Below are 5843 nucleotides of genomic sequence, written 5' to 3' on the forward strand. Positions count from 1 at the left end.
CTGCGTAAGGATCGCCTGCACCTCGTAGATGTCCACGCCCTTGGTGAACGTCTTCTCGATCGGTGTCGGCGTCCCCGAGACCCAGATCTTCAGCTCGGCGTCCAGGTCGAAGGTGCCGGCGGTCTCCACCGCGAAGTGCGTGATGCTGCGGTACGGGATGGAGTGGTACTCCACCTTCTTGCCGGTGATGCCCTGCTTGTCGACCAGAATCAGACGGCGGTCGGTGAACAGGATGGTGTCGCGTATCAGCAGGTATGCGGCGTGCACCTGCTCACCGTGGCCCAGCAGCCGGGCGAAGTCCTGCTGCGCCTGCCCCGAGTCGATGGTGTGCGCGTTACCGAAGAGCGCCATGAATGGATCCCCCCACTTGATGGCTCTACATGATCTTCGCAATGTATAGCGCGCCGGGGGCGTCCAGGCATAGGGGCGTAAACGATCAGGTGTCGTACGAACCGTCCCAGGGCGCGCCGAAGCCCAGGTTGTCGGGGTGGAGCTCGGCCCAGGGATCGTCCTCGTCCTCGCCGGTGACCAGGCCGAACAGCACACCGTCGATGGTGAGCTGGAAGGGCCGTATCGCGATGTCCGTGTACGTGCGCCGGGGCAGGCTGCGCAGGAGGGTCGCGAGGTGGGCGCGGGCGCGGGACAGGACCGAGTCGGGGCCCTGCGGGGCGCGCTGCTGCTCGGCCCAGGTGCCCGCGCACCAGATGTCGGAGTCGCGGTACCGGCCCTCGGCGTCGAAGGTGTGCAGCACCGCGTAGAGGCGTTTGTGCTCTTCCCAGCCGCTGTCGAGGTCGAAGTCCTTGGGAAAGGCATAGGTGACCGATCCCATGAACTGCCCGTCCGCGTAAAAGCCGATCGCGTCGGTACGGCCGTGCGGCTCGTAGGCGATCGGGATGACCTCAGGGACTGCCATGGCGGAAACCATACGGTCGTGCAGGGGGACATGGTGCCGCCGGGGTGCGATCGATGCCAACCGGATGGACAACATCCCCGTGATGTCCCCGAGTTGGGCACCGATCGGTCAAGAAATTCACGACAGCCTTCGGAAGCCGACGCGGATGCCGGGTCCTCAGGCGGCCGGGGCCTCTTCCAGACGGGGGAAGAGGACCGCGCCCTTCGTGACGGTGGAGCCGGCCGGGAGTCTGCCCCACTCGCCGGCGTCCTGGATCCGCTGATCCGCGAGGGCGCCGAGGGACGCCTGCGCGCCCAGGGAGTCCCAGAGCTTCCGGGAGGTCTCCGGCATGACCGGGTTCAGCAGGACGGCGATGGCCCGGAGGGAGTCCGCGGCGGTGTAGAGGATGGTGGCGAGGCGGGCTCGGCCCTCGTCGGAATCGTCCTTGGCGACCTTCCAGGGCTGCTGCTCCGTGAGGTAGCCGTTGACCTGCTTGACGAAGTCGAAGACGGCCAGGATGCCGCCCTGGAAGTCCAGCTCGTCGCCGATCCTGCGGTCGGCCTGCGCGGCGGCCCTGGTCAGGCCGTCGTGGACGGCCTGTTCGGCCTCGCCGTCGGCCGCGGACGCGGGCAGCGCGCCGCCGAAGTACTTGCCGACCATCGCGGTGACGCGGGAGGCGAGGTTGCCGTAGTCGTTGGCGAGCTCGCTGGTGTAGCGGGCGGAGAAGTCCTCCCAGGAGAAGGAGCCGTCCTGGCCGAAGGCGATCGCGCGCAGGAAGTACCAGCGGTACGCGTCCACGCCGAAGTGCGAGGTCAGGTCCTGCGGCTTGATGCCGGTCAGGTTGGACTTGCTCATCTTCTCGCCGCCGACCAGCAGCCAGCCGTTGGCCGCGATCCGGCCGGGCAGCGGCAGGCCGTTCGCCATCAGCATGGCGGGCCAGATGACCGCGTGGAAGCGGAGGATGTCCTTGCCGACGAGGTGGACGTCGGCCGGGAAGGTCGACTCGAACTTCTCCGGGTTCTCGTTGTAGCCGACGGCTGTGGCGTAGTTGAGGAGGGCGTCCGCCCAGACGTAGATGACGTGGTCGTCGTCCCAGGGGACCTTGACGCCCCAGTCGAACGTCGAGCGGGAGATGGAGAGGTCCTGCAGGCCGCCGCGGACGAAGTTCACCACCTCGTTGCGGGCCGACTCGGGCTGGATGAAGCCGGGGTTGGCCTCGTAGTGGGCGAGGAGGCGGTCACCGTACTCGCTGAGCTTGAAGAAGTAGTTCTCTTCCTTGAGGAGGTCCACCGGGCGTCTGTGGATCGCGCAGAGAAGGGTGCCGTCCTCCGCCTCGATCAGCTCGCCGGGGAGCTTGTACTCCTCGCAGGCGACGCAGTACGGGCCCTCGTAACTCCCCTTGCGGATATGGCCGTTGTCGTACAGATCCTGGTAGAACTCCCGCACCCGGTCCGTGTGCCGCTTCTCCGTCGTACGGATGAAGTCGTCGTGGGAGATGTCGAGGTGCTGCCAGAGCGGCTTCCATGACCCCTCGGCCAGCCGGTCGGCCCAGACCTGCGGCGGCACGCCGTTCGCCTCGGCCGTCCGCAGGATCTTCTGCCCGTGCTCGTCGGTCCCCGTGAGGAACCAGACGTCCTCGCCGCGCCCACGGTGCCAGCGGGCGAGGACGTCTGCCGCCACCGTGGTGTAGGCGTGGCCCAGGTGCGGGGCGTCGTTGACGTAGTAGATGGGGGTCGTGACGTAGTACGTCATGACCTCACTCCATCACACTCCGTCGGCGGCCCTCATCTGCATTTACGCCGCCTCGCCGCCGAAGCGCTCCTTGTACGCCTCCAGGTCCTCGTCGGTGAGCTTGGCGAAGAGGACCGGGGGGACGGTGAAGGGGGTGCCGACGGGGACGGCGGTCAGGGACTTCGCCTCGTCCGGGCTCACCCAGGTCGCGGTGTCGTCCTTGAGGGCGAAGGCCTGGCGCATGGCGGCCGACGTCGACGGGATGAAGGGCTCCGAGACCACCGCGTAGAGGTGGATCAGGTTCATCGCCGTGCGCAGGGTGAGAGCCGCGCCGTCCTTGTCGGTCTTGATCTCCAGCCAGGGGGCCTTCTCCTCCAGGTAGGAGTTGCCGGCCGACCACAGGGCGCGCAGGGCGGCGGCCGCCTTGCGGAACTGGAGGGCCTCCATGTGCTCCTCGTACTCGGCGAGGAGGCGGGAGATCTCCTCGCCCAGCTTCGCCTCCGCCTCGCCGGGCTCGCCGCCCGCCGGGACCTCCTCGCCGAAGCGCTTCTTGGAGAAGGACAGGACGCGGTTGACGAAGTTGCCGAGGGTGTCGGCCAGGTCCTTGTTGACCGTGGCCGTGAAGTGCTCCCAGGTGAAGGAGGAGTCGTCGGACTCGGGGGCGTTGGCGATCAGGAAGTAGCGCCAGTAGTCGGCGGGGAGGATCTCCAGGGCCTGGTCGGTGAAGACGCCGCGCTTCTGGGACGTGGAGAACTTTCCGCCGTAGTACGTCAGCCAGTTGAAGGCCTTGACGAAGTCGACCTTCTTCCAGGGCTCGCGGATGCCGAGTTCGGTGGCCGGGAACATCACCGTGTGGAACGGGACGTTGTCCTTCGCCATGAACTGCGTGTAGCGGACGTCGGTGTCCACTTCGTACCACCACGACTTCCAGTCGCGGGTCGACGGGTCGATGTCCGACCACTCCTTCGTCGCGCCGAGGTACTCGATCGGGGCGTCGAACCAGACGTAGAAGACCTTGCCCTCGGCCGCCAGCTCCGGCCAGGTGTCCGCCGGGACCGGGACGCCCCAGTCCAGGTCACGGGTGATCGCGCGGTCGTGCAGGCCCTCGGTCAGCCACTTGTGGGCGATGGAGGAGGCCAGGTGCGGCCATACGCCGTCGTGCCGGGCGACCCACTCCATGACCTCGCGCTGGAGCTTGGACTGGAGGAGGAAGAGGTGCTTGGTCTCGCGGACCTCCAGGTCCGTGGAGCCGGAGATCGCGGAGCGGGGGTTGATCAGGTCGGTCGGGTCCAGGACGCGGGTGCAGTTCTCGCACTGGTCGCCGCGGGCCTTGTCGTAGCCGCAGTGGGGGCAGGTGCCCTCTACGTAGCGGTCCGGGAGGAAGCGGCCGTCGGTGGGGCTGTACACCTGGCGGATCGCCCGCTCCTCGATGAAGCCGTTCTCGTGCAGCTTGCGGGCGAAGTGCTGGGTGATCTCGACGTTCTGCTCGCTGGAGCTGCGGCCGAAGTAGTCGAAGGCGAGGTCGAAGCCGTCGTAGACCGCCTTCTGGGCGTCGTGGGCCTGCGCGCAGAAGTCCGCCACGGGGAGGCCCTGCTCCTTCGCGGCGAGCTCGGCCGGGGTGCCGTGCTCGTCGGTCGCGCAGATGTAGAGGACTTCGTGGCCGCGCTGGCGGAGGTACCGGGAGTACACGTCCGCCGGGAGCATGGACCCCACCATGTTGCCCAGGTGCTTGATTCCGTTGATGTACGGAAGGGCGCTGGTGATGAGGTGTCGAGCCATCGGGGGCTGCTCCCAGGTCGGTGTTCTTGTTCTTGCTTCTCGCTGCTTTGCGAACCTTGAAATCGTAGCCGACATGGGTGGGCCGCCCGCTTCCCGTTTCGAGGTGTGGGAAGGGGCGGCCCGGGGTGCTCTTCGGTGGTTACGGGCGCCAGGTCGCCAGGATGCCCTCGTAGATCTCCGCGTCCGTGAGCTCCTTCGGGGTCTCGCCGGCCCCGGAGAAGAACGAGCACGAGCTGGTCTCAGCAGCCTTCAACAACGTAACGGTCCCGGAGCCGGCAGAGCCGGTGGAGCCAAAGGCTCAGCCAGCAGAGCCGGTAGAGCCGACGGCGGCCGAGGAGCCGGTTGCGGAGACGCCGGTGATCGAGGAACCGGCGGTCGAGGAGCCGGTTGCGCAGACGCCGGCCGTCGAGGAGGCCGTCGCCGATGAGCCGGCCGTCGAGGAGCCGGTTACGGAAACCCCGGTGGCTGAGGAAGCGGTGATCGAGGAACCGGACGTCGAGGAGCCGGTTGCTGAAACCCCGGTGATCGAAGAGCCGGTGATCGAGGAGCCAGCTGCGGAAGCCCCGGCCGTCGAAGAGGCCGTCGCCGAAGAGCAGGCCGCAGAGGCGCCCGCTGTCGAGGAGCCGGTCGTCGAGGAGCAGGCCGCGGTCGAGCCTGCCGCGCAGACCCCGGCCGTCGAAGAGCCCGTATCCGACGAGCCCGCTCCGGCAGCCGTGACCGAGGAGCCGACGCCGGAACCTGAGCCCGACCCGGTCGCGGAGGAGCCGGTGGCCGAGGAGCCGGTCGCCGAGGTCGCACCCGACACCGAGCCGGAGCCGGCCGTGGAGGAGCCGGTGGCCGCCGACGGCGATGACGCCCCACAGGGGCCACCCGCGGCCGACGACGAAACCAGCACGGGCGGTGCGGGTGGGAACACCGACACCGAAGGCGAAGCCGAGGCCACGGCTACCACCGACACCCCCGCAGCCGCCGACGGCGATGACGCCCCACAGAGGCCACTCGCGGCCGACGACGAGACCGGCACGGGCGGTGCGGGTGGGAACACCGACGCCGAAGGCGAAGCCGAGGCCGAGGCCCCCTCCCTCCCCGCCGGCCTCCTCACCGCCTACAAGGCCGCCGAAACCGTCCTGCACGAGCAGAACCTCACCGGCACCACCGCCAAGGTCTACCTCGTCCTGGACCGCTCCGCCTCCATGCGCCCGTACTACAAGGACGGATCGGCCCAGGCCCTCGCCGAGCAGACCCTCGCCCTCGCCGCCCACCTCGACCCCGAGGACCCCGAGGTCCACGTCGCCTTCTTCTCCACAGAACTCGACGGCCGGCTCATCGGCGACGGCCTCCTCGACGGCCGGCGTCTGCGCAACCGGCTCCTCGACCGCCGGTTCCTCGATCACCGGCGTCTCCGCAACCGGCTCCCACCGGCGTCTCCGCAACCGGCTCC

5 protein-coding genes are annotated in these 5843 nt (G+C 68.6%); 1 reads left to right on the forward strand and 4 read right to left on the reverse strand.

Annotation, left to right across the window (positions count from 1 at the left end; translation table 11 throughout):
- The 4 genes from EAO75_RS42995 to metG (EAO75_RS43010) form a co-directional block, all read right to left on the reverse strand.
- Positions 1-351 (reverse strand): PH domain-containing protein (locus tag EAO75_RS42995; protein ID WP_148000619.1); only part of this gene is annotated, 351 nt, incomplete at its 3' end.
- A gap of 85 nt (positions 352-436) precedes the next feature.
- Positions 437-913: a hypothetical protein gene (locus EAO75_RS43000; RefSeq protein WP_148000417.1), complete on the reverse strand. Its 477-nt coding sequence runs from the start codon at positions 911-913 to the stop codon at positions 437-439.
- A 156-nt stretch (positions 914-1069) separates the two neighbouring features.
- The gene (gene metG / locus EAO75_RS43005; protein WP_148000418.1) at positions 1070-2644 is read right to left on the reverse strand and encodes a methionine--tRNA ligase; all 1575 of its coding nucleotides are present in this window, start codon (positions 2642-2644) and stop codon (positions 1070-1072) included.
- 42 nt (positions 2645-2686) lie between these two features.
- Positions 2687-4402: a methionine--tRNA ligase gene (gene metG, locus EAO75_RS43010; RefSeq protein ID WP_148000419.1), complete on the reverse strand. Its 1716-nt coding sequence runs from the start codon at positions 4400-4402 to the stop codon at positions 2687-2689.
- Positions 4403-4758: 356 nt separating this feature from the next.
- On the opposite strand from metG (EAO75_RS43010), the gene EAO75_RS43015 reads away from it, so the two are divergent.
- The coding region (locus tag EAO75_RS43015) for a VWA domain-containing protein (protein WP_261989646.1) at positions 4759-5843 on the forward strand (1085 nt) is incomplete at its 3' end.

The organism is Streptomyces sp. UW30 (genome assembly GCF_008042075.1).
Taxonomy (GTDB): Bacteria; Actinomycetota; Actinomycetes; order Streptomycetales; family Streptomycetaceae; genus Streptomyces.

What these genes read in the sequence shown, in the direction of transcription:
- EAO75_RS43000 (WP_148000417.1), bottom strand. Translation starts at nt 913, where the DNA reads ATGGCAGTCCCTGAGGTCATCCCGATCGCCTACGAGCCGCACGGCCGT.
- metG (WP_148000418.1), bottom strand. Translation starts at nt 2,644, where the DNA reads ATGACGTACTACGTCACGACCCCCATCTACTACGTCAACGACGCCCCG.
- metG (WP_148000419.1), bottom strand. Translation starts at nt 4,402, where the DNA reads ATGGCTCGACACCTCATCACCAGCGCCCTTCCGTACATCAACGGAATC.